1 protein-coding gene is annotated in these 863 nt (G+C 43.0%); it reads left to right on the forward strand.

Annotation, left to right across the window (positions count from 1 at the left end):
• The first annotated feature begins 93 nt into the window (after window positions 1–93).
• Window positions 94–846 carry an IS5 family transposase gene (locus FOR85_RS12565; RefSeq protein ID WP_144298186.1) on the forward strand — a complete coding sequence of 251 codons (753 nt, stop codon included), beginning with the start codon at window positions 94–96 and terminating at the stop codon, window positions 844–846.
• Window positions 847–863 lie beyond the last annotated feature (17 nt).

Raw genomic sequence — 863 nt, forward strand, 5'->3', positions numbered from 1 at the left:
TAGGGCGTGTTGAACATTGGATATAAATTTCTGGCAAAAAAAATAGCGAACGGTTAATCTTTAAGTTCTCACACAAAAAGGATATCGTTCGCTATGCCTCGCACTATGCTCAAAGATGAACACTGGACAAGACTGAAACCTATATTACTAGAACTTAATATCTATGACAAAGGAAATCTTAGACAAACGGTTGAAGGCGTGCTTTATCGCATGCGTGTTGGCTGTCCTTGGCGCGACTTACCCGAGCATTTTGGCAAGCCTAATACCATCTATAAAGCTTACCAGCGCTGGTCTCGCAGTAATAAGCTGATGGCATTATTTACGTTACTGATCAAAGACGCAGACCTTGAGTGGGTCTTCATTGATGGTACTCATATTAAAGCGCATCAGCACAGCAGTGGTGGCAATGAGAACCTACAATCCATTAGTAAAAGTGTGGCAGGACGCGCGACCAAGATTCACTTGGCAGTAGATGCGCATGGCAATCCGATTACCTTTATCTTGTCAGATGGCACGACCCACGATGTTAAAGTCGCACCTGACTTAGTAGACAAAGTTAATTTGAGCAACACAGAGGTTTTATGTGCCGATAAAGGCTATGATTCTGATGCACTACGGGCGCATATTGAACAAGCAGGGACACGGGATAACATCCCTCGAAAACGAAATACTCAGTCTTCTAACGACCATATGGACTGGGACTTATATAAAGCGAGGCATCTAGTAGAAAATGCTTTCGCCAAACTAAAACAGTATAGGGCGGTTGCCACCAGATTTGATAAGCTCAAGCAGAGTTATGAAAATACAGTCGCTCTTGCTTGTGCTTATATCTGGCTCAAATTATGAATGTTCAACACGCCCTA

It is taken from the genome of Psychrobacter sp. YGAH215 (assembly GCF_007280595.1).
GTDB lineage: Bacteria > Pseudomonadota > Gammaproteobacteria > Pseudomonadales > Moraxellaceae > Psychrobacter > Psychrobacter faecalis.